25 protein-coding genes are annotated in these 25,701 nt (G+C 61.0%); 17 read left to right on the forward strand and 8 right to left on the reverse strand.

The window, feature by feature from the left end:
- Positions 1-53: 53 nt before the first annotated feature.
- Positions 54-1,124 carry an aminopeptidase gene (locus ACJ8HN_RS16010; protein WP_025301612.1) on the reverse strand — a complete coding sequence of 357 codons (1,071 nt, stop codon included), beginning with the start codon at positions 1,122-1,124 and terminating at the stop codon, positions 54-56.
- Between the two features lie 261 nt (positions 1,125-1,385).
- On the opposite strand from ACJ8HN_RS16010, the gene cysG reads away from it, so the two are divergent.
- The 5 genes from cysG to ACJ8HN_RS16035 all read left to right on the forward strand — a co-directional run bounded on the left by cysG (position 1,386) and on the right by ACJ8HN_RS16035 (position 6,225).
- Positions 1,386-2,816, forward strand: coding sequence for a siroheme synthase CysG (cysG, locus tag ACJ8HN_RS16015; protein ID WP_060422416.1), 1,431 nt, complete (start codon positions 1,386-1,388; stop codon positions 2,814-2,816).
- 22 nt (positions 2,817-2,838) lie between these two features.
- Positions 2,839-3,747 carry a sulfate adenylyltransferase subunit CysD gene (gene cysD / locus ACJ8HN_RS16020; RefSeq protein WP_004932620.1) on the forward strand — a complete coding sequence of 303 codons (909 nt, stop codon included), beginning with the start codon at positions 2,839-2,841 and terminating at the stop codon, positions 3,745-3,747.
- A gap of 11 nt (positions 3,748-3,758) precedes the next feature.
- Positions 3,759-5,186 carry a sulfate adenylyltransferase subunit CysN gene (gene cysN, locus ACJ8HN_RS16025; protein WP_039568891.1) on the forward strand — a complete coding sequence of 476 codons (1,428 nt, stop codon included), beginning with the start codon at positions 3,759-3,761 and terminating at the stop codon, positions 5,184-5,186.
- Positions 5,125-5,814, forward strand: a complete 690-nt coding sequence (gene cysC, locus ACJ8HN_RS16030) for an adenylyl-sulfate kinase (RefSeq protein WP_077791443.1) — start codon at positions 5,125-5,127, stop codon at positions 5,812-5,814. The genes cysN and cysC overlap by 62 nt, the downstream gene beginning before the upstream one ends.
- An 84-nt stretch (positions 5,815-5,898) precedes the next feature.
- Positions 5,899-6,225, forward strand: coding sequence for a DUF3561 family protein (locus ACJ8HN_RS16035; RefSeq protein WP_004932611.1), 327 nt, complete (start codon positions 5,899-5,901; stop codon positions 6,223-6,225).
- Between the two features lie 52 nt (positions 6,226-6,277).
- On the opposite strand, the gene ACJ8HN_RS16040 is transcribed toward ACJ8HN_RS16035, so the two are convergent.
- The 3 genes from ACJ8HN_RS16040 to ACJ8HN_RS16050 form a co-directional block, all read right to left on the reverse strand.
- On the reverse strand, positions 6,278-7,000 hold the full coding sequence (locus tag ACJ8HN_RS16040; protein WP_049234102.1) for an amino acid ABC transporter ATP-binding protein: 723 nt from the start codon (positions 6,998-7,000) through the stop codon (positions 6,278-6,280).
- Entirely contained in the window at positions 6,984-7,751 is a 768-nt protein-coding gene (locus tag ACJ8HN_RS16045; protein ID WP_086556831.1) for an amino acid ABC transporter permease, read from the reverse strand. The genes ACJ8HN_RS16040 and ACJ8HN_RS16045 overlap by 17 nt, the downstream gene beginning before the upstream one ends.
- A 180-nt stretch (positions 7,752-7,931) precedes the next feature.
- Entirely contained in the window at positions 7,932-8,702 is a 771-nt protein-coding gene (locus ACJ8HN_RS16050) for a basic amino acid ABC transporter substrate-binding protein (RefSeq protein WP_033637160.1), read from the reverse strand.
- A 403-nt stretch (positions 8,703-9,105) separates the two neighbouring features.
- On the opposite strand from ACJ8HN_RS16050, the gene ftsB reads away from it, so the two are divergent.
- The 8 genes from ftsB to rpoS all read left to right on the forward strand — a co-directional run bounded on the left by ftsB (position 9,106) and on the right by rpoS (position 15,411).
- The gene (gene ftsB / locus ACJ8HN_RS16055; protein ID WP_016929043.1) at positions 9,106-9,426 is read left to right on the forward strand and encodes a cell division protein FtsB; all 321 of its coding nucleotides are present in this window, start codon (positions 9,106-9,108) and stop codon (positions 9,424-9,426) included.
- 3 nt (positions 9,427-9,429) lie between these two features.
- The gene (gene ispD / locus ACJ8HN_RS16060; protein WP_060430866.1) at positions 9,430-10,137 is read left to right on the forward strand and encodes a 2-C-methyl-D-erythritol 4-phosphate cytidylyltransferase; all 708 of its coding nucleotides are present in this window, start codon (positions 9,430-9,432) and stop codon (positions 10,135-10,137) included.
- A 10-nt stretch (positions 10,138-10,147) separates the two neighbouring features.
- Positions 10,148-10,621 (forward strand): 2-C-methyl-D-erythritol 2,4-cyclodiphosphate synthase, encoded by a 474-nt coding sequence (gene ispF / locus ACJ8HN_RS16065; protein ID WP_004932594.1) that lies wholly within the window; start codon positions 10,148-10,150, stop codon positions 10,619-10,621.
- 4 nt (positions 10,622-10,625) lie between these two features.
- Positions 10,626-11,672 (forward strand): tRNA pseudouridine(13) synthase TruD, encoded by a 1,047-nt coding sequence (gene truD, locus ACJ8HN_RS16070; RefSeq protein ID WP_164105364.1) that lies wholly within the window; start codon positions 10,626-10,628, stop codon positions 11,670-11,672.
- A complete protein-coding gene (gene surE, locus ACJ8HN_RS16075; protein WP_033637163.1) occupies positions 11,653-12,414 on the forward strand; it encodes a 5'/3'-nucleotidase SurE in 762 nt (253 codons plus the stop codon). Before truD ends, surE begins: the two co-directional genes overlap by 20 nt.
- Positions 12,408-13,034: a protein-L-isoaspartate(D-aspartate) O-methyltransferase gene (locus tag ACJ8HN_RS16080; protein ID WP_047728898.1), complete on the forward strand. Its 627-nt coding sequence runs from the start codon at positions 12,408-12,410 to the stop codon at positions 13,032-13,034. Before surE ends, ACJ8HN_RS16080 begins: the two co-directional genes overlap by 7 nt.
- Positions 13,035-13,359: 325 nt before the next feature.
- Positions 13,360-14,358 (forward strand): murein hydrolase activator NlpD, encoded by a 999-nt coding sequence (gene nlpD / locus ACJ8HN_RS16085; protein WP_033649258.1) that lies wholly within the window; start codon positions 13,360-13,362, stop codon positions 14,356-14,358.
- A 54-nt stretch (positions 14,359-14,412) separates the two neighbouring features.
- The gene (gene rpoS, locus ACJ8HN_RS16090) at positions 14,413-15,411 is read left to right on the forward strand and encodes an RNA polymerase sigma factor RpoS (protein ID WP_004932578.1); all 999 of its coding nucleotides are present in this window, start codon (positions 14,413-14,415) and stop codon (positions 15,409-15,411) included.
- A 79-nt stretch (positions 15,412-15,490) separates the two neighbouring features.
- Here the strand turns inward: rpoS and mutS are convergent, their stop codons facing one another.
- From mutS to ACJ8HN_RS16110, 4 genes are all read right to left on the reverse strand, one after another.
- On the reverse strand, positions 15,491-18,046 hold the full coding sequence (gene mutS / locus ACJ8HN_RS16095; RefSeq protein WP_197807756.1) for a DNA mismatch repair protein MutS: 2,556 nt from the start codon (positions 18,044-18,046) through the stop codon (positions 15,491-15,493).
- A gap of 309 nt (positions 18,047-18,355) precedes the next feature.
- Positions 18,356-19,348 (reverse strand): Vgb family protein, encoded by a 993-nt coding sequence (locus tag ACJ8HN_RS16100; RefSeq protein ID WP_442523697.1) that lies wholly within the window; start codon positions 19,346-19,348, stop codon positions 18,356-18,358.
- A 29-nt stretch (positions 19,349-19,377) separates the two neighbouring features.
- Entirely contained in the window at positions 19,378-20,349 is a 972-nt protein-coding gene (locus ACJ8HN_RS16105) for an aldo/keto reductase (RefSeq protein WP_060706240.1), read from the reverse strand.
- 12 nt (positions 20,350-20,361) lie between these two features.
- On the reverse strand, positions 20,362-21,162 hold the full coding sequence (locus ACJ8HN_RS16110; RefSeq protein WP_048321287.1) for an SDR family NAD(P)-dependent oxidoreductase: 801 nt from the start codon (positions 21,160-21,162) through the stop codon (positions 20,362-20,364).
- A gap of 106 nt (positions 21,163-21,268) precedes the next feature.
- On the opposite strand from ACJ8HN_RS16110, the gene ACJ8HN_RS16115 reads away from it, so the two are divergent.
- From ACJ8HN_RS16115 to ACJ8HN_RS16130, 4 genes are all read left to right on the forward strand, one after another.
- Positions 21,269-22,162 carry a LysR family transcriptional regulator gene (locus tag ACJ8HN_RS16115; protein ID WP_060428624.1) on the forward strand — a complete coding sequence of 298 codons (894 nt, stop codon included), beginning with the start codon at positions 21,269-21,271 and terminating at the stop codon, positions 22,160-22,162.
- Between the two features lie 417 nt (positions 22,163-22,579).
- Positions 22,580-22,897 carry a PTS sugar transporter subunit IIB gene (locus ACJ8HN_RS16120; protein WP_004932561.1) on the forward strand — a complete coding sequence of 106 codons (318 nt, stop codon included), beginning with the start codon at positions 22,580-22,582 and terminating at the stop codon, positions 22,895-22,897.
- Positions 22,898-22,909: 12 nt separating this feature from the next.
- Positions 22,910-24,271 carry a PTS N,N'-diacetylchitobiose transporter subunit IIC gene (gene chbC, locus ACJ8HN_RS16125; RefSeq protein WP_442523698.1) on the forward strand — a complete coding sequence of 454 codons (1,362 nt, stop codon included), beginning with the start codon at positions 22,910-22,912 and terminating at the stop codon, positions 24,269-24,271.
- A gap of 43 nt (positions 24,272-24,314) precedes the next feature.
- Positions 24,315-25,700: a glycoside hydrolase family 1 protein gene (locus tag ACJ8HN_RS16130; protein ID WP_442523699.1), complete on the forward strand. Its 1,386-nt coding sequence runs from the start codon at positions 24,315-24,317 to the stop codon at positions 25,698-25,700.
- Position 25,701: the final 1 nt, after the last annotated feature.

Here is a 25,701-nt window from a genome sequence, read left to right on the forward strand (position 1 = left end):
GAGGCGAATCACCCGACAGGGCTCAGCAATGCTGGGCCCTGTTTTTTTGTAGGCTACTTTTTCTTTTGTGCTTTCGGCGGGTGCGCCTGCGCCAACTCTTTGATCAGCGGCAGCAGGATCTGCACGCTGTCGCGGCTGCGTTTGTCGATCCGCCCCGGCAGATAGCGATCCAGATACTGCAGGTTGTCGTATTGCGGGCGGTGCCAGGTGATGCCCTGCGGGAAGTGCGGGCTGACGGCGCGCTGCTGATAGCCGTCCTTCTCCCCCAACGACCAGTTGGTGGCCTCTACCGACAATACCGGGATGCCTGCGGCATCGAACACCTCTTGATCGGAGCAGCAGCCGGTGCCCTGCGGATGCTGTGCGCTGCCTGGATTGGTGGCGGCGGCGATGCCGTAGCGATGGGCGATATCCAGCGCGCGATCGCGGGAGCGCTTCGCCATCTGCGGCGGCGTGTTGCGCCCGGCGTTGAAGTACAGCCGATCGCCAGTGATCAGGCTGTCGAGATTGATCACCAGCACGGTGTTGCTTTTCTCTTCCGCACTCATTCGCTGCAGGTAGTTCTGCGCCCCCAGCGAACCGAGCTCTTCGGCGCTGGTGGCGACGAAGCGCAGGCCGTAGGCGGTGGGGATGTTCTTCAGGCGTTCCGCCAGTTCCAGCATTACGCCGATGCCGGAGGCGTTGTCGTCGACGCCCTGCAGCGTCAAGCCACCGAGGTTGTTATCCAGATCCTCGTCGCTCTGCGGCGTATAGGTGTCGAAGTGGGCGACGACCACGATTTGTTTCGGGCTGTCGCCGTTGCGGGCGGCGATCACCGAGCTGGCGGTGACGTTGTTCCAGTTCTTCTTGCCATCTTTGCTGGTGTAGAGATAGCGCGTATTGACGCTGCGAATATCGCTTTGGTAACCCATCTTGCTGAATTGCTGCTTCAGGTAGTCGGCGGTGAGCAATTCGGCCGGGCTGCCCGCCATGCGGCCGGGGAAGTAAGTGGCGATGTGGCGGGTCTGTTCGGCGGCGAAACGGCCCATTGGCGCGTCTTTTACGGGCTGTGCGGCACACACGCTGAAGACGCCGCCGAGTGCGAGGGCCAGCAGGCTGGTCTTCAGGTAAAAACGGGAAAACATACCGAAAAATCCTTCTTTGCTATCGGCGCTGCCGATCATTTTTCTTCGGCACCCAGTATGAGACGCCGGGCGGCATTACACAATTTCCCTGTCTCTTAATTTTCGCGCCAACGCGCAAACTGCTGTCGTGAGTATCACCGTTTGCCTTCGGCGTTGCGGCCTATATTCCATAAAGGAACTAATCATTCCTTTTCGTCATTTCAGAGGCTAAATCTCAGCCCGTATAGTCACACTATCTTTCTGTTATATGAAAAGGCTGTTGTGGACTATCTACCAATATTCGCCGACCTGAAACAACGTCCGGTACTGGTCGTTGGCGGTGGTGACGTGGCGGCGCGCAAAGTCGACCTGCTTCAGCGCGCCGGGGCTGAAATACGGATAGTTGCGCAGTCGCTCTCACCGGAACTGGAACAACAACGTCAGCAAGGGCAACTGCTCTGGCTGGGGAAAACCTTTGACCCGCAACAGCTGGACGACGTGTTTCTGGCGATCGCCGCCACGGACGACAACGCGCTGAATGCCGCGGTGTTCGCCGAGGCGGATAAACGCCGGGTGTTGGCCAACGTGGTGGACGATCAGCCGCGCTGTTCGTTCATCTTCCCGTCGATCATCGATCGCTCGCCGCTGGTGGTGGCGGTGTCGTCCAGCGGCCAGGCTCCGGTGCTGGCGCGGTTGCTGCGCGAAAAGCTGGAGGCGTTGCTGCCCGCCAGTTTGGGGCAGATGGCGCAGGTGGCGGGCCGCTGGCGCGGCCAGGCCAAACAGCGGCTGGCCTCGATCGGCGAACGTCGTCGTTTCTGGGAGAAAACCTTCGGCGGCCGTTTCGCCACGCTGGTGGCCAACGGCCAGACGGCGCAGGCGGAGCGGCAGCTGGAGCAGGATTTGCAAAGCTTCGCCGCAGGCGATGAAGGCGTGCAGGGCGAGATAGCCCTGGTGGGCGCCGGGCCGGGCGACGTGGGGCTGTTGACCCTGCGCGGGCTGCAGGTGATGCAGCAGGCGGACGTGGTGCTGTATGACCACCTGGTCAGCGGCGAGATCCTCGATCTGGTGCGCCGCGACGCCGAGCGCATCTGCGTGGGCAAGCGCGCCGGCGCGCACTCGGTGATCCAGGAAGAGACCAACCGGCTGCTGGTGGAGCTGGCGCAGCAGGGCAAACGCGTGGTGCGCCTGAAGGGCGGGGATCCGTTCATCTTTGGCCGCGGCGGCGAAGAGCTGCAGGTGGCCGCCGCCGCCGGCATTCCGTTTCAGGTGGTGCCGGGCGTCACGGCCGCCGCGGGGGCGACCGCCTACGCCGGCATTCCGCTGACGCACCGCGACCACGCGCAGAGCGTGACCTTTATCACCGGCCACTGCCGCCCCGACGGCGATGGCCTGGACTGGGCCGATCTGGCCCGGGCGCGGCAGACGCTGGCTATCTATATGGGCACCATGAAGGCGGCGGACATCAGCCAACGCCTGATCGCCCACGGCCGCGCTGCCGATACGCCGGTGGCGGTGATCAGCCGCGGCACGCGCGCCGATCAGCAGGTGCAGATCGGCACGCTGGATCAACTGGAACATCTGGCCCAACGGGCGCCGCTGCCGGCGCTGCTGGTGATTGGCGAAGTGGTGGAACTGCACCATCAAATCGCCTGGTTCGGGCATCAATCGCAGACGGAAGGGGCCGCGCGCCCGGCCGTCGTGAATTTGGCATAGGCAAGGCTTTTAAGGATCTGTTATGGACGAAAAACGACTCACTCATTTGCGGCAATTGGAGGCGGAGAGTATCCATATCATCCGTGAAGTCGCCGCTGAATTCGCCAACCCGGTGATGCTGTATTCCATCGGTAAAGACTCTTCCGTGATGCTGCATCTGGCGCGCAAGGCGTTCTTCCCCGGCACGCTGCCGTTCCCGCTGCTGCACGTCGATACCGGCTGGAAGTTCCGCGAAATGTACGAATTCCGCGATCGCACCGCGAAGGAGTACGGCTTCGAGCTGCTGGTGCATAAAAACCCGGAAGGGGTGGCGATGGGCATCAACCCGTTCGTGCACGGCAGCGCCAAGCATACCGACATCATGAAGACCGAGGGCCTGAAGCAGGCGTTGAACAAGTATGGTTTCGACGCCGCCTTCGGCGGTGCGCGACGCGACGAGGAGAAATCGCGCGCCAAAGAGCGCATCTATTCGTTCCGCGATCGCTTCCACCGCTGGGATCCGAAAAACCAGCGGCCGGAGCTGTGGCACAACTACAACGGCCAGATCAACAAAGGGGAGAGCATCCGCGTCTTCCCGCTGTCGAACTGGACCGAGCTGGATATCTGGCAGTACATCTTCCTGGAAAAGATCGACATCGTGCCGCTGTACCTGGCGAAACCTCGCCCGGTGGTGGAGCGCGACGGCATGCTGATGATGGTGGACGACGATCGCATCGATCTGCAGCCGGGTGAAGTGATCAGCCAGCGCATGGTGCGTTTCCGCACTCTGGGGTGCTGGCCGCTGACCGGCGCGGTGGACTCGCAGGCGCAAACCCTGCCGGAGATCATCGAAGAGATGCTGGTCTCCACCACCAGTGAACGCCAGGGGCGGATGATCGATCGCGATCAGTCCGGCTCGATGGAGCTGAAAAAGCGTCAAGGGTATTTCTAAGGAGCCGCCGGATGAACAACGCAATCGCACAACAAATAGCCGACCAGGGCGGCGTCGAATCCTATCTGCACGCGCAGCAGCACAAAAGCCTGCTGCGCTTTCTGACCTGCGGCAGCGTCGATGACGGCAAAAGCACCCTGATTGGCCGCCTGCTGCACGATACCCGCCAGATCTACGAGGATCAGCTATCGACGCTGCACAGCGACAGCAAACGCATCGGCACCCAGGGCGAGAAGCTCGATCTGGCGCTGCTGGTGGACGGCCTGCAGGCCGAGCGCGAACAGGGCATCACCATCGACGTGGCCTATCGCTATTTCTCGACCGAAAAACGCAAATTTATCATCGCCGATACCCCGGGGCATGAGCAGTACACCCGCAACATGGCCACCGGTGCCTCCACCTGCGATCTGGCGATCCTGTTGATCGACGCGCGCAAAGGGGTGCTGGATCAGACCCGCCGCCACAGTTTTATCGCGACCCTGCTGGGCATTCGCCATCTGGTGGTGGCAGTGAACAAGATGGATCTGGTGGACTACCAGGAAGCGGTGTTCGAGCAGTTCAAACAGGATTACCTGACCTTCGCCCAGCAGCTGCCAGGCGATCTGGACATCAAATTCGTGCCGCTGTCGGCGCTGGACGGCGACAACGTGGCGAGCGAAAGCGCCCATATGCCGTGGTACAGCGGCCCGACGCTGCTGGAAGTGCTGGAAAGCGTGGACGTGGTCAGCGAGCGAGAAAACCAGCCGCTGCGCTTCCCGGTGCAGTACGTCAACCGCCCGAACCTCGATTTTCGCGGCTATGCCGGCACGCTGTCCGCCGGCGTGGTGCGGGTGGGGCAACGGGTCAAGGTGCTGCCTTCCGGCGTGGAGTCCAGCGTAGCGCGCATCGTGACCTTCGACGGCGATCTGCAAGAGGCGGTGCCGGGCGAGGCGATTACGCTGGTGCTGAAGGATGAGGTGGACATCAGCCGCGGCGATCTGCTGGTCGACGCCGGCGAAAGCCTGCAGGCGGCGCAGAGCGCGCTGGTGGACGTGGTATGGATGGCCGAGCAGCCGCTGGTGCCGGGCCAGAGCTACGACATCAAGATCGCCGGTAAAAAGACCCGCGCCCGCGTGGAGAGCATCCGCCATCAGGTGGAGATCAATACGCTGGCGCAACACTCGGCCGGCACGTTGCCGCTCAACGGTATCGGGTTGGTGGAGCTGACCTTCGACGAGCCGTTGATGCTGGACAGCTATCAGAGCAATCACGACACCGGCGGGCTGATCTTTATCGATCGCATGAGCAACGTCACGGTGGGCGCCGGTCTGGTACGCGAAACGCTGCAGGCCGCATCGGCGGCGCGCGGCGAGTTCAGCGCTTTCGAGCTGGAGTTGAATGCGCTGGTGCGCAAGCACTTCCCGCACTGGGGCGCACGCGATCTGCTCGGTGGCCGATAAGGTGGCCGCTGAACTGAGGGCGACAGGGCCGGACGATGAGAACGTGGTTTGGCATCCGCACGCGGTGACGCGCGCGGATCGCGAAGCGCGCAACGGCCACCGCGGCGCGGTGCTGTGGTTTACCGGGCTGTCCGGCTCGGGCAAATCCACCGTCGCCGGCGCGCTGGAGCAGGCGCTGCACGGGCTCGGCGTCAGCACCTATCTGCTGGACGGCGATAACGTGCGCCACGGCCTGTGCCGCGATCTCGGCTTCTCGGACGAAGATCGGCGCGAGAACATTCGCCGAGTGGGGGAAGTGGCCAAACTGATGGTGGATGCCGGGCTGGTGGTGCTGACGGCGTTCATTTCGCCGCACCGCGCCGAGCGGCAGATGGTGCGCGAGATGCTCGGCGACGATCGCTTTATCGAAGTGTTCGTCGACACGCCGTTGGCGATCTGCGAGGCGCGCGATCCGAAGGGATTGTATAAAAAAGCGCGCGCCGGCGAGCTGCGCAACTTCACCGGCATCGACGCGGTTTACGAGGCGCCGCAGCAGCCGGAAATCCACCTCGATGGCCAACAATTGGTAACAAATTTGATTGCGCAATTGTTAGACGTGTTGCGTGGTCAGGCTATTATCAAACCCTGAATTCAAAAAAAGCGTGTGGCGTTTTTCGCCATGCGCTTTTTACTCTAAGCCGCCGCAGAGCGAGCCGAATAACCAGGGATCACTATGCAAAATGTCACGCCTATCTTGATCGACTCCAAGCAGTCAAAACAGGAGAGAGAGGAGCCTTCTTATTCTTTCCTGGGCGGCGTCAGCGGCTTTGTTTTCTACTGGCTGGCGTTCGCGTTGCCGTTTCTGGTTTACGGTTCCAACACGCTGTTTTTCCTGCTTTATACCTGGCCGTTCTTCCTGGCGCTGATGCCGCTGTCGGTGCTGATCGGCATCACCCTCAGCATGCTGTTGCGCGGCCGTCTGATCCTGACGCTGTTGCTGACCGGCGCCATCGTGCTGTGCCTGTTCTGGCTGGTGTTTAGCTTCTTGACCGGGTGGTGAGAGAGCGGGCGCCGATGCCGGCGCCCGAAGGATTGCAAAGCGGTGCCGAAGGTTACAAAACTTTGCTCAGAAACGCCTGTGTGCGCGGATTGGCCGGATGGCTGAAGATCTGCTGCGGCGCACCTTCCTCCTGAATGATCCCCTGATCGATAAACAGCACCCGATCGGCCACCTCGCGGGCAAAGCCCATCTCATGCGTGACCACCACCATGGTCATGCCCTCGTGGGCCAGCGATTTCATCACCGCCAACACTTCGCCCACCAGCTCCGGATCGAGCGCGGAGGTGGGTTCGTCGAACAGCATGATCTTCGGCTCCATCGCCAGCGCGCGGGCGATGGCCACCCGCTGCTGCTGGCCGCCGGACAGGCTGTTGGGGTAGGCGTCGATCTTGTCGAGCAGGCCGACCTTGCGCAGCAGCTGTTCGGCTTGCGCGATGGCTTCGGCGCGCGGCCGTTTCTTCACGCTCACCGGCGCCATGATGATGTTTTCCAACACCGTCATGTGCGGGAACAGGTTGAAGCGCTGGAACACCATGCCCACGCTTTCACGCATCTTGTTCAGGTCGGTTTTCTGATCGTGGATGGCGAAGCCGTTGACCTCGATCTCGCCGCCGGAGAGCGTTTCCAGCGCGTTGATGCAGCGCAGGAAGGTGCTCTTCCCGGAGCCGGAAGGGCCGATGACGCACACCACTTCGTTGGTGGCGATCCGGCAGGAAATGCCGCGCAGCACGTGGCTCTCGCCGAACTGTTTTTGCAGGTTATGTACGCGAATCACTTTTACCGAACCTCTTTTCCATGTGTTGCACCAGCAGCGAGAGCAGGAAGGTGATGACCCAATAGACCAGCGAAATGGTCAGGTAGGGCTCCCAGTAGGTGGCGTAGGCGCCGGAGACGGTGCGGGCGGCATAGGCCAGATCCGCCAGGCCGATGGCGGAGGCCAGCGACGAATCCTTGACGATGGCGATGGCGTTGTTGCCCAGCGGCGGCAGCATGCGGCGGAAGGCCTGCGGCAGGATCACCTGGCGCATGGTCTTGCCGTAGCTCATGCCCAGCGAACGCGAAGCTTCCATTTGGCCGCGGTCGATAGACTGGATCCCGGCGCGGAAGATTTCCGACACATAAGCGCCGGCATTGAGCGTGATCGCCACCACGCAGGAGAGAAAGGCGCCGTAGTCGGCGCGCAGCGCGCGGGCAAAATCGACGCTCATCAGGCCGCTGGTGACCAGCAGGCCGTCGCGCGGGTTGATGAACAGCGGCACCAGCGCGAAGTGCACCACCATGATTTGTACGAACAACGGCGTGCCGCGAAAGGCGCTGATGTAGATGCGCACCGGCCACTGAACGCCGTAATGCAGTATGGGTTTCCAGATGCCGTGCGGCGCCTGCGCCAAACGACCCAGCCCGAGGATCAATCCCCAGGTGGTGCCCAGCAGCACGCAGATAATGGTGCATTTGATGGTCATCCAGGCGCCTTCCATAAACAGCGGCGCGTATTCCTGGATAATCTCCCAGCGGAAGTTCAAGATCAGATCCTTATTTAAGCGTGTTAAGGCTACTGCGCGTTGTCATCTTGGGATAGGGCAGTGCTCGCCATCCTCATGGATTGCGTGTCCACTCCGGTGGCTGTGCGCTGGCCGCACCCAATCTGACTTAGCTCGCTACGCCTGTTTATTTACTGGCCTACTGCGCTGAGGCGCGCCAGTTGATTATTCCGCCGGCAGCGTCGGTACGTTGCTGTCGAACCAGGTTTGGTAGATCTTGGCGTAGGTGCCGTCGGCGACGATCTTCTTCAGGCCGGCGTTAATCTTGTTACGCAGTTCGTCGTTGCCTTTGGCGACGGCGATGCCGAAATACTGGCGCTCGAACTTGGCATCGGACACCAGCTTGAAGGCCTTCTCAGGGTGGGTTTTGATATAGAACTTGGCCACGCCGACGTCGCCGACCGCCGCGCCGATGCCGTCTTCATACAGCTCCTGCAGCATCAGCGGCGTATTGTCGAAGCGCTTGATGGCGGTGCTGTTTTTGCCCAGCACATCGGACACCACGATGTCGCCGGTGCTGGAGTTCACCACGCCGACCTTCAGCGCTTTCAGCGCGGCGATGGAATCGACCGTCGAGTCTTGCGGCACGACGATGGCCTGTTCGGCCGGGAAATAAGGCGCAGAGAAATCAACCATTTGCTTGCGTTTGTCGGTGATGGTGATGCCGGAAATGATGATATCGCGATCGCCGGAATTCAGCGTGGCGAAGATCCCTTCCCACGGCGTATTGATCAGTTTGATTTGGAAGCCTTCGGCCTTGGCCACCGCTTTGATGATGTCGATGTCGAACCCTTCCAGCTGTTTTTGGCTGTTTTCAAATTCGAACGGCCGATAGGTGCCGCCGGAGCCGACGACGTAGGTAGGTTCAGCCGCCAACGCGGCGGTGGAGAAGGTGGCGGCCAGGCAGGCGCCGATCAGAACTAAACGTTTTAACATCGCGATCCCCGATAATGAAAGGTTATACATTGGAATTATTTATGCACTAGTAGTGCATAAAAATAAGCTTCAATGAATGAAAGTGCAACCGCTGCATGAGAATTATTCTTTCTATGGTGGTAAATATTCATTTTTTGCATTGCTGTGGCGTAAGCGATGGGCCGGTAAGCGGCGGTGCAGTGATTCTTGCTGCATAATGGAGGAAGGGCAGTGTGTCTCTCATCGGAAAACGCGCCGCGCGCGTCGGGTAAAAGGGGCTTTTTTTGCCGCTTTCGCCGCGGATTTGGGTTATAAACTCGGGAACCCTTCATCCGTATTCTGAATTTGGCGTTGAAATGCCGCTCTCAGTGTGGAGTCCAACGAGAAGTTGTGGGATGATTGGTCGGTTTTTCAGGGGGCGGAGATGGGAAAACTTACGCTGCTATTGCTGGCATTGCTCGGTTGGTTACAGTATTCACTGTGGCTGGGCAAAAATGGTATTCACGATTACGTGCGGGTCAATGAAGACGTTGCGGTCCAGCAGGGCAACAACGCCAAGTTGAAAGCGCGTAACGATCAGCTGTTTGCCGAAATCGACGATTTGAACGGCGGACAGGAAGCGATCGAAGAGCGTGCGCGTAATGAGCTGGGCATGATCAAGCCCGGTGAGACTTTCTATCGTCTGGTTCCTGACCAATCCAGACGCAACGCGGCGTCTTCCTCGCAAAACAACGCACAAAAATAACGCATGAATCACTCCGCAGGCACCTTTCCCTCGGTGATTGCCGTCCTGCCCGCTGCCGGTATCGGCAGCCGCATGCAGGCGGAATGCCCGAAGCAATATTTAACTATCGGCCGGCATAGTATCGTCGAACACGCCATCCATGCCCTGTTGCGCCACCCGCGCATCGAGCGGGTGATCGTGGCGATCGGCCCCGAAGATCGCCAGTTCGAACAGTTGCCGATCGCCCAGGATCCGCGGGTGATCGTCACCGAGGGCGGCAAGCAGCGCGCGGATTCGGTGATGGCCGGGCTGAATCTGGCGGGCGATGCGGACTGGGTGTTGGTGCACGACGCCGCGCGCCCCTGCCTGCACGCCGACGATCTCGAGCGCCTGCTGGCGATTACCGCACACAGCAAGGTCGGCGGCATTCTCGCCGCGCCGGTGCGCGACACCATGAAACGCGCCGAACCCGGCTGCGAAACCATCGCCCATACCGTCGATCGGCAGGATTTGTGGCACGCGCTGACGCCGCAGCTGTTTCCGCTGCCGTTGCTCAAGCAGTGCCTGCAGCGCGCGCTGGATGAAGGCGCGAACGTCACCGACGAAGCCTCGGCGCTGGAGCATTGCGGTTACCATCCGCTGCTGATCGCCGGCCGGGCGGACAACATTAAAGTAACGCGGCCGGAGGATTTGGCGCTGGCGGCGTTCTATTTGACTCAGTTAGACAATTAAGGAGCGCATCATGCGTATCGGTCACGGTTTTGACGTACATAAATTCGGCGGCGAAGGCCCGTTGGTGATCGGCGGTGTTCGCATCCCTTACGACAAAGGTTTGCTGGCCCACTCCGACGGTGACGTCGCGCTGCACGCCGCGACCGATGCCCTGCTGGGCGCGGCGGCGCTGGGCGATATCGGCAAGCTGTTCCCCGATACCGATCCGGCGTTCAAAGGCGCCGACAGCCGCGAACTGCTGCGCGAAGCCTGGAAACGCATTCGCGCCAAAGGGTATCGCCTCGGTAACCTCGATATCACCATTATCGCCCAGGCGCCGAAAATGGCGCCGCACATCCCGCAGATGCGCGTTTTCCTGGCGGAAGATCTGCAGTGCCATATGGATGACGTCAACGTGAAGGCCACCACCACCGAGCAGCTCGGCTTCACCGGGCGCGGTGAGGGCATCGCCTGCGAAGCGGTTGCCTTGCTGATCAAGGAATAACCGCATGGATATGGCGAATCTGACCTGGCTGCATGGCCGGCCGCAGAGCACCGGGGTGTTGAAAGCCAATCCGGAAGATTTCGTGGTGGTGGAAGATCTGGGCTTTGCACCGGACGGTGAAGGCGAGCACGTGCTGGTGAACATCCGCAAAAACGGCTGCAATACCCAGTTCGTGGCCGACTATCTGGCGCGCTTCGCCGGTATTCACGCCCGTTCCGTCAGCTATGCCGGCTTGAAGGATCGCCACGCGGTGACCGAACAGTGGTTCTGCCTGCATATGCCGGGCAAGGACACGCCGGATTTCTCCCGGTTTGCGCTGGAAGGCTGCGAGGTGCTCTCGTACGCCCGCCACCTGCGTAAAATGCGCATCGGCAACCTGAAGGGCAACCACTTTACGCTGGTGCTGCGCCATATTTCCGATCGGCAGGATGTGGAACACCGCCTGCAGGCCATCGCCGCGCAGGGCGTGCCGAACTACTTCGGCAGCCAGCGTTTCGGCCGTAGCGGCAACAACCTGGTGATGGCGCGCCGCTGGGCGAATGATGAAATTCGCGTCAAAGAGCGCAGCAAGCGCAGTTTTTACCTCTCTGCCAGCCGCAGCGCGCTGTTTAATCAGGTCGCGAGCAGGCGCCTGGCGGACGGCCTGCAGCGCACCGTGCTGGAAGGTGACGCCCTGCAGCTGAGCGGCCGCGGCAGCTGGTTTGTCGCCAAAGCCGATGAGCTGGAGACGTTGCAACAGCGCTTGGATGCCGGTGAGCTGGTTGTCACCGCGACGTTGCCGGGCGACGGCGAGCCGGGCAGCGCCGGCAGCGCGTTGGCATTTGAACAACAATGCTTGGCGGAGCAGCCGGAATTGCTTACGCTTTTAAAGCGCGAGCGTGTCGACCCCGCTCGTCGGGCCCTGCTGCTGCAGCCGCAAAATATGCGGTGGAGCTGGTGGGATGACGTTACCGTGGAACTGCGCTTCTGGCTGCCGGCAGGCAGCTTCGCCACCAGCGTGGTTCGCGAGATCATGCAGCAGGATGACAGCGATGCGGATATTGCTGAGTAACGATGACGGCGTCAGCGCTCCGGGCATTCAGGTGCTGGCGGCGGCGCTACGGGAATTCGCCGAAGTGCAGGTTGTGGCGCCGGATCGTAACCGCAGCGGCTCTTCCAATGCCTTAACGCTGGAGTCGCCGCTGCGCACGCAGACGCTGGCCAACGGGGATATTGCGGTGCTGCAGGGGACGCCGACCGACTGCGTTTACCTTGGCGTCAACGCCTTGATGCGTCCGGCGCCGGATATCGTGGTCTCCGGCATCAACGCCGGGCCGAATTTAGGCGACGACGTCATCTATTCCGGCACCGTCGCGGCGGCGATGGAGGGCCGGCACCTGGGGCTGCCGGCGCTGGCGGTGTCGCTGAACGGCCACCGGCACTACGCGACCGCCGCCGTCATTACCTGCCGCATCCTGCGCGCGCTGCAGCGCGAACCGTTGCGAACCGGAAAAATCCTGAATATCAACGTACCGGATCTGCCGCTGGCGGAGATCAAAGGCCTGCGCGTGACCCGCTGCGGCAGCCGCCATCCAGCCGACAAGGTCTTCTGCCAGCAGGATCCGCGCGGACAAAATATCTACTGGATCGGGCCGCCTGGTGATAAATTTGATGCCGGGCCGGATACCGACTTTGCGGCGGTGGAACAAGGCTATGTGGCGATAACGCCGCTGCAGGTGGATTTAACCGCCTACGCGGCGCAAGAAGTCGTGAAAACATGGTTAACCAAAGCAGAGGTTAGCGGGGAATGGTGAACAAGCGCATGCAAACATTGCTGACGCAGCTGCGGCAGCAGGGGATCCGGGACGAAAAGCTGCTGCGGGCGATCGAGGCGGTGCCGCGCGAGCGTTTTGTCGACGAAGCGCTGGATCATAAGGCCTACGAAAACACCGCATTGCCGATCGGCTCCGGCCAGACCATTTCCCAGCCTTATATGGTGGCGCGGATGACCGAACTGCTGAATCTGAAGCCCACCTCGCGGGTGCTGGAGATCGGCACCGGCTCCGGCTATCAGACCGCCATCCTGGCGCATCTTGTGCAACACGTTTGTTCCGTCGAACGCATCAAGGGGTTGCAGTGGCAGGCCAAGCGCCGCCTGAAGCAGCTCGATCTCCACAATGTTTCCACCCGCCACGGCGATGGCTGGCAGGGGTGGGCGTCGCGCGGCCCGTTCGATGCGATCATCGTCACTGCCGCGCCGCCGGAGATCCCGCAGGCGCTGGTGGAACAGTTGGACGACGGCGGTATTCTGGTGTTGCCGGTGGGGGAGCAGGCTCAAACTCTCAAACGCATTCAGCGTCATGGCAACGAGTTCGTTGTCGATGCGGTAGAAGCGGTGCGCTTTGTGCCGCTGGTGAAAGGCGAATTGGCCTAGCGATCGTCTGATTTTTCGACCGTCGGCAAAATCTGTTGCACTTTCATCATGCCCGGATAAGGTTTTCTCGTTCCAATCAGGTTAATTTTCACTAGAATTGGCCTTTCTACGTAGTTGTCTTATGGTGCGGCAATGCCAATCTGGTTAGCATTGGCGCGCGTTTTGATGCTCCGGCGCGAGATGACCTGGCATTCAGGGATCGGCCGGCGGCGCCTTTACATCGCAGAAACTGGGAAGTGGCAAAAGCTCGGCTACGATGTAAAGGGTATTTTGGATATATCACTGATATTGCTGTCATGGGGGAAGCATGAGCACGGGAAGCCCAATGATTACGTTACGCCGGGTTGCGGTGTGTACGATGGTAAGTTTGTGGTTGGCGGGTTGTACGAACAATGCCTCAACGTCGGCCCCTATCAGCAGCGTGGGTGGCGGCGGCGCCGTTCCATCCGGCAATAATAATGGCGGGGCGCAGCAGGCCAGTCCAGAGGGCCGCATTGTTTATAACCGCAGTTATAACGCCATTCCTAAAGGGAGTTACAGCGGCGGCGACACCTATACGGTCAAGCGCGGCGACACGCTTTTTTATATTGCCTGGATCACCGGCAACGATTTCCGCGACCTGGCGCAGCGCAACAATATTCCCGAGCCATACAGCCTGAATGTTGGCCAAACCATTCAGCTTGGTAATGGTTCTGCCAACGGCGGCGGCGGTATGTTGGCGACGACGGACGCGACCCAAGGCGGCGTTCCGAAGCCACCTTCCACCTCCCAGATCCAGACGGCAACGGTTGATTCTCAATCAACTAACGCGTATTCTGAAAACTCGGGTAAACAGAATGTAGGTAAGATGTTACCTGCAGCAGGGGCCGCAGCGGTTGGGACCGCGGCTGCGCCTGTTACCGCGCCGGAAGCCGCTCCACCAGTGAGCAGCACCGTCAGCAACAGCGCTCCGGTCAGTACCTGGAGATGGCCGACTGACGGTAAGGTTATTGATAACTTTTCCTCATCAGAAGGTGGGAATAAGGGTGTCGATATCGCCGGTTCCCGTGGGCAGCCGATCTTCGCTACCGCCGATGGCCGCGTAGTGTATGCAGGCAACGCTTTACGGGGTTACGGTAATCTAATCATCATCAAACATAATGATGATTACCTGAGCGCCTACGCTCATAACGACACAATGCTGGTCCGGGAACAACAAGAAGTGAAGGCGGGTCAAAAAATAGCCACCATGGGTAGCACCGGTACCAGTTCAGTACGTTTGCATTTTGAAATTCGTTACAAGGGGAAATCCGTAAACCCGCTGCGTTATCTTCCGCAGCGATAGATTGGGCAGAATACGCTGAGATTCTGCTCGCGGTATCACGGGTAGGAGCAGCATATGAGCCAAAATACGCTGAAAGTTAACGAGTTACATGATGATGCGGATTTCGACGAGAATGGAGCTGAGGCCGAGTCGTTTGATGAAAAAGCGCTGGTAGAAGAAGAGACCAGTGAGAACGATTTAGCGGAAGAAGAGCTGTTGTCTCAAGGCGTTACGCAACGCGTATTGGATGCGACGCAGCTCTATCTGGGTGAGATCGGTTATTCACCTCTGCTGACCGCAGAGGAAGAAGTCTATTTTGCGCGGCGTGCTCTGCGCGGTGACGTGCCGTCCCGCCGCCGCATGATTGAAAGCAACCTGCGGCTGGTGGTGAAAATCGCCCGCCGCTACAGCAACCGCGGTTTGGCGCTGCTGGATCTGATCGAAGAGGGTAACCTCGGTCTGATTCGCGCAGTGGAAAAATTCGACCCGGAACGCGGTTTCCGCTTCTCCACTTACGCAACCTGGTGGATCCGTCAGACGATTGAACGGGCGATCATGAACCAAACCCGTACCATTCGTTTGCCTATCCATATCGTCAAAGAACTGAATGTCTATCTGCGCACCGCGCGCGAGCTTTCCCACAAGCTGGATCATGAACCGAGCGCTGAAGAGATTGCCGAGCAACTCGACAAGCCGGTGGATGACGTCAGCCGCATGCTGCGTCTGAATGAGCGCATCACCTCGGTGGATACGCCGCTGGGCGGGGATTCGGAGAAAGCGCTGCTGGACATTCTGGCCGACGAGAAGGACAACGGGCCTGAAGACACCACGCAAGACGACGATATGAAGCAAAGCATCGTCAAATGGCTGTTCGAACTGAACGCCAAACAGCGTGAAGTGTTGGCGCGTCGTTTCGGCCTGCTGGGCTATGAAGCGGCGACGCTGGAAGACGTAGGCCGGGAGATTGGCCTGACGCGCGAGCGCGTCCGTCAGATTCAGGTTGAAGGTCTGCGCCGTCTGCGTGAGATTCTGCAGATGCAGGGCCTGAGCATTGAGGCGCTGTTCCGCGAATAACGCCGGTTGTTGAACCGCATCAAATAAAAACGGTGAGCGTCATGCTCACCGTTTTTTTATGCCCGCGTTTGGCGCCAGACTACACCATATTTTTCAGCCGGTAGATCCATTCCAGCGCCTGGCGCGGCGACAGGGAATCCGGATCCAGCGCTTCCAGGGCTTCAACCGCCGGCGAGGTTTCTTCCTGCAGCAGCGTCATCTGGGTGGCATCGACGCTGCCCGAGGCGGTGTGGCTGGAGATAGACTCCAGCTCGCGCAGCTTCTGGCGGGCGCGCTTGATGACGTCGCGCGGTACGCCGGCCAATGCGGCGACCGCCAGGCCATAGCTTTTGCTGGCGGCACCGTCCTGCACGCTGTGCATGAAGGCGATGGTATCGCCATGTTCGAGCGCGTCCAGATGCACGTTGACCACGCCTTCCATTTTCTCCGGCAGGGTCGTCAGCTCGAAGTAGTGGGTGGCGAACAGCGTCATCGCCTTGATGCGGTTGGCCAGGTTCTCGGCGCAGGCCCAGGCCAGCGACAGGCCGTCGTAGGTGGAGGTGCCGCGGCCGATTTCATCCATCAACACCAGGCTATGCTCGGTGGCGTTGTGCAGGATGTTGGCGGTTTCGGTCATCTCCACCATGAAGGTGGAGCGGCCGGAAGCCAGATCGTCCGCCGCGCCGACGCGGGTGAAGATGCGATCCACCGGGCCGATGGTGGCCTTGGTGGCCGGCACGTAACTGCCGATGTGCGCCATCAGCACGATCAGCGCCGTTTGCCGCATATAAGTGCTTTTACCGCCCATGTTCGGGCCGGTAATGATCAGCATACGGCGCTGTGGCGACAGGGTGAGCGGGTTGGAGATAAACGGCTCGCTCAGCACCTGCTCCACCACCGGGTGACGGCCTTCGGTAATGCGGATCCCCGGCTGCTCGCTCATGGTCGGGCAAGCGTAGTTCAGGGTATCGGCGCGCTCGGCCAGGTTGGCCAGCACGTCCAGCTCGGCCAGTGCGGCGGCGCTTTGCTGCAGCTCCGCCAGGTGCGGCAGCAGCAGATCGAACAGCTCGTCGTACAGGCTTTTCTCGATCGCCAGCGCCTTGCCCTTGGAGGTGAGCACTTTGTCTTCGTACTCTTTCAATTCCGGGATGATGTAGCGCTCGGCGTTTTTCAGCGTCTGACGGCGCACATAGTGGATCGGCACCAGGTGGCTTTGGCCGCGGCTGACCTGAATGTAGTAGCCGTGTACGCCGTTGAAGCCGACCTTGAGCGTATCCAGCCCCAGCTTTTCACGCTCGCGGATCTCCAGCCGATCGAGGTAATCGCTGGCGCCGTCGGCCAGTGCGCGCCACTCGTCCAGCTCGCTGTTGTAACCGGGGGCGATCACGCCGCCGTCGCGCACCAGCACCGGCGGGGATTCAATGACCGCGCGCTCCAGCAGCTCGCGCAGCTCGTCGAACTGGCCCACCTGAGACAGCAGCTGCTGCACGTGCGGGGTATCCACATCTTGCAGCAGCGCGCGGATGTCCGGCAGTTGCTGGAAAGCATGGCGCATGCGCGCCAGATCGCGCGGCCGGGCGGTGCGCAGCGCCAGACGCGCCAAAATTCGCTCCTGATCGCCTACCTGACGCAGCGAAGGCTGCAGATCGGTGCACAGCTCCTGCAATGCGCCGATCGCCTGTTGGCGGGCGGTGAGAACCTTGATATCGCGGGTCGGCATGTGCAGCCAGCGTTTCAGCATGCGGCTGCCCATCGGCGTGACCGTGCGATCGAGGATCGCCGCCAGCGTGTTGTCGCTGCCGCCGGACAGACTCTGCGTCAGTTCCAGGTTGCGGCGGGTGGCGGCGTCCATGATGATGCCGTCCTGCTGGCGCTCCATGGTGATGCCGCGAATGTGCGGCAGCGAAGTGCGCTGAGTATCTTTGACATACTGCAGCAGGCAGCCGGCGGCGCGCAGCGCCTGGTGCGCTTGCTCGACGCCGAAACCGGTCAAATCGCGGGTGCCGAACTGCAGGTTGAGCTGCTGACGCGCGGTCTCAAGCTCGAATTCCCACAGCGGGCGGCGGCGCAGGCCGTGGCGCTGTTCGATCAGCGCCATTTGTTCGAAGGTTTCCGGGTAGAGCAGCTCGGCCGGATTGGTGCGCTGCAGCTCGGCGGCCATGGTTTCCAGATCCTGCGGCTCGGCGACGCGAAAGCGGCCGGAGCTCACGTCCAGCGTGGCGTAGCCGAAGCCGCGCGCGTCCTGCCAGATCGCCGCCAGCAGGTTGTCCTGGCGCTCTTGCAGCAGCGCTTCGTCGGTGATGGTGCCGGGGGTGACGATACGCACCACTTTGCGCTCGACTGGCCCTTTACTGGTGGCCGGATCGCCGATCTGCTCGCAGATGGCGACGGACTCGCCGAGCTGTACCAGCTTGGCCAGGTAGTTCTCTACCGCGTGGTGCGGCACGCCGGCCATCGGGATCGGTTCACCCGCCGAGGCGCCGCGTTTGGTCAGCGAGATATCCAGCAGCTGGGAAGCGCGCTTGGCGTCGTCGTAAAACAGCTCGTAGAAGTCGCCCATGCGGTAGAACAGCAGGATTTCAGGATGCTGGGCCTTGAGGCGCAGGTACTGCTGCATCATTGGCGTATGCGAATCGAGTTTATCGGTGCTATTCATGCGATTATTTTTCCAATCCATTGAATGTAAAGGGAACTGTGATTTTCATTGTCGTCATTCGCTATCACATTGTTTCAGCAGGCGCCGCCCCATTCAGCGCTTGGCGGGCGGCGCAAATCAAATCATCAAAACGCCAAACGGCGCGCTCAAACCCGAGGTTTGCACAGACGCTTATACTAGCCCAGCGGGCAATCGGCTGTCACAGGTAAAAATGGGAAGCGCTGCGCAAGGAGGAGTTGTAACGAAGCGAGATTGTCGTTCGCCTGCGGGCAACAACGCAAGTCGCCGCCCGCTGAGGCGGCGTGGAGTTTATTGCGCGGCGGTGAGGGGCAGGGGCAGTTGATAGAGACGGAAGCTGTCGGGCACTTCGGATTCATGGCCGGGCAGCAGGCGGTGGCGAATGCGCGATTCGCTGACGAAGGCGCAGCCTTGTGGGGTGATAGTCAGATTGACCGGCGATTCCATGCCTTCGCGCAAGACCTCAATCCGGCGCATGCCTGCCGCCTTGGGAGACGGGATCCGCAGGATCCGCCCCTGGCCGCTCTGGATCCCGTTTTCCAGCACGATCAGCGCGCCGTCCGGTGCCAACCCCATCCCGTCCGGGTTTTCAATCAGGCGCGGCAGCTGCATTTCCGTCAGCTGCGGCTTTGGATCGTTATAGCGGAAGGTGTAGAGCTTACCGGTGCCGAAATTGGCGACTGCCATCAGCCGGTCGTCGAGCAGCACGATCCCGGCGGCGCCCAGCCCGCTGGGGGCCGCTAAGCGTGGATCCTGATACAGCGTACTGAATGCCGCTTCGCCCGGCCGCAGGCGCAGGATGCCGCCGCCGCGGGTTTCCGTCACGTATACCGTACCGTCTGCGCCGAGCACGATATCGTTGCCCATTTCTCCCGCCGGCAGCGCCAGGCTGCGGTTGAGCGTGCCATCCGCGACGTTCAGCGCGTAGATGCGGTTGGCGCGCGTTTTGCCGCCGGAGAGGAAGTCCGGCGAATTGCCCCACAGCAGCCCGCGCCGTTCGTCCAGCCGCAGCGCGTTTGAGGCGAACACCGTGTCAGCGCCGGGGAAAAAGATTTCCCACGCTTTACCCGGCCGTTTGCGCAGCACGTTGCCGCTGGTGATCAGGCCGACATACAGCGTGCCGTCCGCCGCGCGGGCGATGCCGTTGGGGTAAAGCGCGCCGGGCGGCAGCGTCATACTGCTTTCCGTACAGTGTGCATCGACGGCGGCCTGCGCCGGCGTGCTGAGGGTGAGTGCAGTAGCGAGGGTGAATAACGCCGCTCGCGCGGTCACAGCGTATGCCATGTTTCTCTCCTGGAATGAAGGAAAAGGGGCTACCAACGTTCGGGGCGGGCAGCGTGCGCCATTGGCGCCTCCAGCGCGGCCACGTCTTCTTGCGATAGCCTGAGGTCGAGCGCCGCCAGTGCATCCTGCAGATGGTGTGGCTTGGACATGCCCACCAGCGGCGATGCCACGCCGGGTTTGGCCAACAGCCAGGCCAGCGCGATTTGCGCCGGGGGAACGCCGCGCGCGGCCGCCACCTCCGCTACCGCAGCGACGGTGCGTTCGACCTCGTTTCTGCCGCCGTACCAACGGGGAGCCTGCTCGTCGGTGGCGGCGCGCAGCGTGCCGCCACTGCCGGAGCCGGCCAGCACGCCGCGAGCCAGCGGCGACCAGGGCGTCAGGCCAAGACCTTCCTCCAGGCACAGCGGGATCAGTTCCTCTTCGTCTTCACGCGTCACCAGGTTGTATTGGCTTTGCAACGAAATAAACGGCGCCAGGCGGTGCTGACGTTGAAAGGCCAGCATTTTCATCAGGCGCCAGGCGTGCAGTGAAGACGCGCCGAGATAGCGGATCTTGCCCGCCCGCACCAGGCCATCGAGGGTGTCGGCAGTTTCTTCGATCGGCGTTTCGGTGTCGAAGCGGTGCAGCACGAACAAATCGAGGTAATCCGTTCCCAACCGCTGCAATGAGGCGTCAATGCTGTGCAGCAGGTGCTTGCGCGACAGCCCCCGGCTGTTCGGCTGCGCGTCCATCGGAAAGTAGGCCTTGGTGGCGATCACCACGTCTTCTCTACGGGCGAACGCCTTCAGCGCGCGGCCGAGAATGCGTTCGCTTTCTCCGCCGGAGTAAATGTTGGCGGTATCGAAAAAGTTGATGCCCGCTTCCAGCGCCTCGCGGATAAAGGGGCGCGCTTCATCCTCCTTCAGCACCCAGGGGCGCCAGGCCGGATCGCCGTAGGTCATGCCGCCCAGGCAGAGGCGGGACACCTGCAGGCCGCTGTCGCCAAGCCGAACGTAGTTCATGGCGTCGTCTCCTCAGCGCATGCCGGCGATGGTGTAACCGCCGTCCACCAGCAGGCTTTGGCCGGTGATGAAGCGGGCTTCGTCCGTCGCCAGCCACAGCGCCACATCGCCGATGTCTTCCGATTCGCCCAGGCGGCCGGCGGGCGTATGGGCGATAAAGGGCGCGAACGCCGCGCTGTCGGCCACGCTGCCGCGCGCCATCGGCGTGTCGATGATGCCGGGGTTGATGTTGTTGACGCGGATGCCCTGGCCGCTGTATTCGAGCGCCACCGCGCGGATCATCGCATCGAGCGCGCCTTTGCTGGCGGAGTAGCTGGATGAACCGGCCAGCGCGCCGTGGGTCAGCCAGGAGGAGGTGTTGACGATCACGCCGCCCGAGCGCTGTGCCAGAAAGGTTTCAATCTCGTATTTCATCGCCAGCCAGACGCCTCTGAGGTTAATGGCGATCACCCGGTCAAAATCCTCGCTGCTCTGTTCGGTGATGGGGGCGAAGTTGCCGATGATGCCGGCGTTATTGAAGGCGACGTCGAGCCGGCCGTAGTGGGCGGTCACCGTGGCGAGCAGCCTACGGATATCGTCTTCCTGGGAGACGTCGGCCACGATGGGCAGGGCGTCGCCGCCGGCGAGCGCGATGTCGCGCGCCGTGGCTTCGATTTCCGCCGCGCGTCGGCCGGCCAGCGCCACTTTGGCGCCTTCGCGGGCATAGGCCAGCGCGGCGGCGCGGCCGATGCCTGTGCCGCCGCCGCTCACCAGCACGACTTTGTCCGCCAGACGGCGCGGCGTTTCATGAGTTGGAGCTGTAGCATTAATCATCGCATCGATACCTGGTAATGGGTTCGATCGTAATGCTATGTTGTTAGATAACGGATAACTATCCGCTAAAAATTCATCTCACTATTAGATAATTTATATTAATAGCATGAAGAAACCCGAATTGTCCGGCCTGGCGGCCTTCGTGGCTATCGCCAGTGAACGCAGCTTCCGCCGCGCCGCCGCCCGATTGGGCGTGACACCGCCGACGCTGACCCACACCCTGCGCGAACTGGAAGCGCAGGTGGGCATTCGCCTGCTGAACCGCACCACCCGCAACGTTTCGCCGACGGAGGCCGGTGAGCATCTGTTGGCACAGCTGGTGCCGGCCTTTACCGACATCGACGCCGCGCTGGAGAGCCTGAATGCGTTTCGCGAAGGGCCGCGCGGCCTGGTGCGCATCAACGCGCCGCGTTCGGCGATCGATCTCGCCATCGTGCCGCATCTGGGGCGGTTGGCCAGCGAATATCCCGGCATTACGCTGGAGGTGGTGGCGGACGAAGGGTTCGCCAACATCGTCGAGCAAGGCTTTGACGCCGGTATTCGGCTCGGCGAGGATCTGCACAACGATATGCGCGCGGTGCGTCTGACGCCGGATCTGCGTTTTGCCATCGTCGCCACGCCGGACTATTTTCAACGGCACGGCGAACCGACGCACCCGCAGGATTTACTGCAGCACCGCTGCATCGGTTGGCGCAAGGCCTCTTCGGGCGAGCGCTACAAATGGGCATTTCAGCAGGGCGAGCAGCGATTTACCGTGGCGGTTAACAGCCCGCTGATCGTGGATGACGCCAGGCTGCTGCTGCAGGCGGCGCTGGCGCACGTCGGCATCGCCTTCGCCATCGAGCAGGAGGTGGAAGAATACCTTGCGAGCGGGCGGCTGCGGCGAGTGTTGGCCGACTGGTGCGCGCCGTTTCCCGGTTTTTACCTCTATTACCCCAACCGCAGGAACCATTCCGTGGCGCTGGCCACGGTGATCGAGTTGCTGCGTCTGCCCACTTAATCCTCTTCGCCTGCCATCGCGTTCGGAGAGCAGCAGGCGAATCAAGCTTGAACTATTTTTATTCTCTTTTCGTTTGTTCAGGCGCAAATAAACCCTTAAATTCTCGGCGTGTTTATAACTGTATGTTTATAATTGTTATTTGAGTATTTATTGCGAATATTCTGAGTTTATATCGGTTATTTGAGAGCCCGGTCACACTATTTTTTTATGCGAAATGTGAAGGGGGTCAAGCCATCAGGTCAAGGAGAGACGGTTATTCTCTCCCCTGGCTTACCGATCCGTTTTTCATGCTCCGTATACTGTCTGCAACCAGGGCAACGTGACGGAAATTTTCATAAGGAATGTGCGTGAAGCAATCGTGATTGCATCTGGCATACAAATAACACGGGGTTTTTTTGATTATCTGAGGTGCTTGGTATGGAAAAGAAAAAAATCTATCTGTTTTGTTCTGCCGGTATGTCCACTTCCCTGTTGGTTTCAAAAATGAAGGCGCAGGCCGAGAAATACGAAGTGCCGGTGATCATCGCCGCCTACCCGGAAGCGCTGGCTGCGGAGAAAGGCGTTGAAGCGGATCTGATCCTGCTGGGGCCGCAGATTGCCTACACCTTGCCGGAAGTGCAAAAACAGCTGCCCAACAAACCCGTTGAAGTCATCGATCCGCTGCTGTACGGCAAGGTCGATGGGCTGGGCGTGCTGAAGGCCGCGGTGGCCGCCATCAAGAAAGCCAACCAATAACAGGAGGCCGCCGTGAATACCCTCATTGCCTCGCTCGAGAAGGTTATCCTGCCTTTCGCCGTAAAAATCGGCAAGCAGCCCCACGTCAACGCCATCAAGAACGGCTTTATCCGCCTGATGCCGCTGACCTTGACCGGGGCGATGTTCGTGTTGATCAACAACGTGTTCCTGAGCTTCGGCGAAGGATCGTTCTTCTATTCGCTGGGCGTGCGCCTGGACGCCTCCACCATCGAGACGCTCAATAGCCTGAAGAGCATTGGCGGCAGCGTGTACAACGGCACGCTGGGGATCATGTCCCTGATGACGCCGTTCTTTATCAGCATGGCATTGGCCGAAGAGCGCAAGGTCGATCCGCTCGCCTCGGCGCTGCTGGCGGTGGCGGCCTTTATGACCGTCACGCCGTTCAACGTCGGCGAGGCCTATGCGGTGGGCGCCAACTGGCTGGGCGGCGCCAACATCATTTCCGGTATGGTGATCGGGCTGGTGGTGGCCGAGATGTTTGCTTTCATCGTGCGGCGCAACTGGGTGATCAGCCTGCCGGACAGCGTGCCGGCCTCGGTGTCGCGTTCCTTCTCGGCGCTGATCCCCGGTTTCATCATCCTCTCCATCATGGGGCTGGTGGTGTTCGCGCTGGCGCACTGGGGCACCAACTTCCACCAGATCATCATGGACGGCATTTCGGCGCCGCTGGCCAAGATGGGCAGCGTGGTGGGCTGGGTGTACGTGCTGTTCTCTTCGCTGCTGTGGTTCTTTGGGGTGCACGGCTCCATGGCGCTGGCGGCGCTGGACAGCGGCATCATGACGCCGTTCGCGCTGGAAAACGTGGAGCTGTACAACAAATACGGTTCGGTCGAAGCGGCGGTGGCCGCCGGGAAAGAGTTCCACATGTGGGCGAAACCGTTCGTCGACTCCTACATCTACCTCGGCGGCACCGGCTCGACGCTGGGCTTGATCATCGCCATCTTCATCGCCTCGCGCCGCGAAGATTACCGCCAGGTCGCCAAACTGGCGACGCCATCCGGCATCTTCCAGATTAACGAACCGATACTGTTCGGCCTGCCGGTGATCATGAACCCAGTGATGTTCATTCCGTTCATCCTGGTGCAGCCGGTGCTGACCATTATCACCTCCCTGGCTTACTACTCCGGGCTGATCCCGCCGATCACCAACATCGCGCCCTGGACCATGCCGGTCGGCCTGGGGGCGTTCTTCAACACCAACGGCAGCATCATGGCCCTGTTGCTGAGCCTGTTCAACCTGGCGGTCGCCACCGTGATTTATCTGCCGTTCGTGGCGATCTCCAACAAGGCGCAGAGCCAGATCGACGCGGCGACGGAAAGCGAAGAAGACATCGCCAAGGCGCTGAAATTCTAACTGTGGAACGGGGCGGCGCGGCCGCCCTGCGAGGGACGCGAGTATGGAATATCAATTTGCCGACGGGTTCTGGTGGGGCAGCGCCACCTCCGCGCCGCAGTCTGAAGGAGCGGCCGCGCGGGACGGCAAGAGCCGTAACATCTTCGACTATTGGTTCGAGATCGCGCCCGAACGCTTTCACGAGCGGGTGGGGCCGGGCGAGGCCTCAACCTTTTACGACCATTTCCGTACCGATATTGGGCTGCTCAAAACGCTGGGCCACAATACCTTCAGAACGTCGATCTCGTGGTCGCGGCTGATCCCGGACGGCGACGGCGAGGTGAACCCTCAGGCGTTGGATTTCTATAACGCGATGATCGACGAGCTGCTGGCGCAGGGCATCACCCCGTTTATCAATCTCTACCACTTCGATATGCCGCTGTGCATGCAGCAGCGCGGAGGCTGGGAAAGCCGGGCGGTGGTCGACGCCTATGCGCGTTACGCCGATACCTGTTTCGGTCTGTTTGGCGATCGGGTCACCCACTGGTTCACCTTCAACGAGCCGATCGTGCCGGTGGAGGCCGGTTACCTGAATGACCTGCACTACCCTTGCGTGGTGGACTTCAAGCGGGCGGTCACCGTGGCGTACCACAGCGTACTGGCGCATGCCATGGCGGTGCAGCGTTTCAGAGCGCGGGAGCTGCCGGGGAATATCGGCATTATTCTGAATCTGAGCCCGACCTATCCGCGTTCCGATGCGTCGGAGGATCGGCAGGCCGCGCACGACGCCGATCTGCTGCTCAACCGCAGTTTCCTCGATCCGGTCGCCAAAGGGCGTTATCCGGCGGCGTTGCTGCAGCTGCTGGAGCGGCATGGGCTGATGCCCCACTGCGAGCCGCAGGATGCGCAGCTGATTGAAGACGGCGTGGTGGACATCCTCGGCGTCAACTATTACCAACCGCGCAGGGTGCAGGCGAAAGAGGGGCGCCGTGCCGAGGGGCCGATCGCATCGCCGGAGGATTTGTTCAGTTACTATGCAATGCCGGGCCGCAAAATCAATCCGCACCGCGGCTGGGAGATCTACGAAAAGGGGCTGTACGACATCCTGATGGATCTGAAAGAGAACTACGGCAATCTGCCTTGTTATATTTCGGAAAACGGCATGGGCGTTGAGGGCGAAGAGGCGTTTATCGGCGCCGATGGGCGGGTGGAGGACGATTACCGCATCGACTTTATTCGCGAGCACCTGAAATGGCTGCACCGCGCGCTGGCGGAAGGCTCGCAGTGCAAAGGCTATCATCTGTGGACCTTTATCGACTGCTGGTCCTGGCTGAACGCCTACAAGAATCGTTATGGGCTGGTGCGGCTGGATCGGGCGGATCAGCGCCGCACCATCAAGAAAAGCGGCTACTGGTTTGCCGAGGCGGCCAGACGCAACGGATTTGACTAAC

Origin of the sequence: Serratia sp. CY29653, assembly GCF_052169255.1 — a bacterium.
GTDB classification, from domain to species: Bacteria; Pseudomonadota; Gammaproteobacteria; order Enterobacterales; family Enterobacteriaceae; genus Serratia; species Serratia sarumanii.